This is a genomic window from Oleiphilus sp. HI0043 (assembly GCF_001634935.1).
On record NZ_LWEY01001399.1, the window covers coordinates 1 to 1,105 of the forward strand.

Annotated in this window: 2 protein-coding genes; both read left to right on the forward strand. The window is 43.3% G+C overall.

The features are described 5' to 3' along the window. Positions 1-285, forward strand: a 285-nt coding sequence (locus A3729_RS19095; RefSeq protein ID WP_156498029.1) for a response regulator, incomplete at its 5' end; no start/stop codon positions are given. Continuing rightward, complete coding sequence (locus tag A3729_RS19100) at positions 286-1,095, forward strand: MOSC domain-containing protein (RefSeq protein WP_068509730.1); 810 nt, start codon at positions 286-288, stop codon at positions 1,093-1,095. Positions 1,096-1,105 lie beyond the last annotated feature (10 nt).

Consider the following 1,105-nt stretch of genomic DNA (forward strand, 5'->3'; position numbering starts at 1 on the left):
GAAATGCTTAAGGAGTGGGCGGATAATGATCCGGAAAAGCTTAAGCAATGCTTACTTGTGCTAACAGATGCCGAGATGCCGGAAATGGATGGTTATCGACTAACGACTGAAATTCGTAAAGATGATCGATTGAGCCACTTTTATGTAATTATGCATACTTCTTTGAGTGGTAGTTTTAACCAGGCTATGGCAGAGCGAGTTGGGTGTAATCGCTTGCTATCCAAATTTCAGCCTGATGAGCTTGCAACAGCTGTTCTTGACTACGTCAAAGAACAGGCTTCTTAAATGTCTGAATATAAAATTTCCGCTTTGAATATTCATCCGGTCAAATCTCTTGGTCCGGTATCCTTAAGTGAAGTTGAAATTGATCGCTTTGGTTTGCGTTTTGATCGACGTTTTATGTTGGTGGATGATGCCGGGCGATTTATTACTCAGCGAAAATATAGCGCCTTAGCCAAAGTTTCTGCAAGCTTTGATGGTAGTACTTTAAATATATCGGACGAGGGCATTCCTGAGGTCAGTTTTTCGCTAAGTGAGTTTTCTAAAGAAGCTGATGTATGTGTCTGGTCTGATGAAGTGGGTGCGCTCACCGTACAAGACCGCCGGACACAAGTTATTTCAGACTATTTGGGGGTGAATGTGGCTTTGGCCTATATGCCTGACTCAACTTTTCGCCAGGTCGACCGTGAGTTCTTTGCAGAGAGCCAGCAAGTTAGCTTTGCTGACGGTTTCCCGATTTTATTGACTAACCAGGCCTCATTAGATGACCTGAATAGCCGCTTGGAAGTTCCTGTTGGCATGAACCGTTTTCGGCCGAATATTGTGCTTGAAGGCGATATCCCTTTTCAAGAAGACTCGTGGAAGCGTATTGCTATCGGTGAGATAGAGTTTGCATTAGTTAAGCCATGTAGCCGCTGTATTATGACTTGCATTGATGAGCATGGCGAGATTGGCAAAGAGCCTCTAAAGACGCTAGCTAAGTATCGAAAAAACGATTTTGGTGTTTGTTTCGGACAGAATATGGTTCAACTTAATACAGGGAAAATCTCACTCGATGATAAGCTAAGAGTAATTGAGGTGCTTGAAGAGGGATAGGTAAAGCGCT

Coding starts and splice junctions, on each gene's coding strand:
- A3729_RS19100 (WP_068509730.1), top strand. CDS start 286: ATGTCTGAATATAAAATTTCCGCTTTGAATATTCATCCGGTCAAATCT.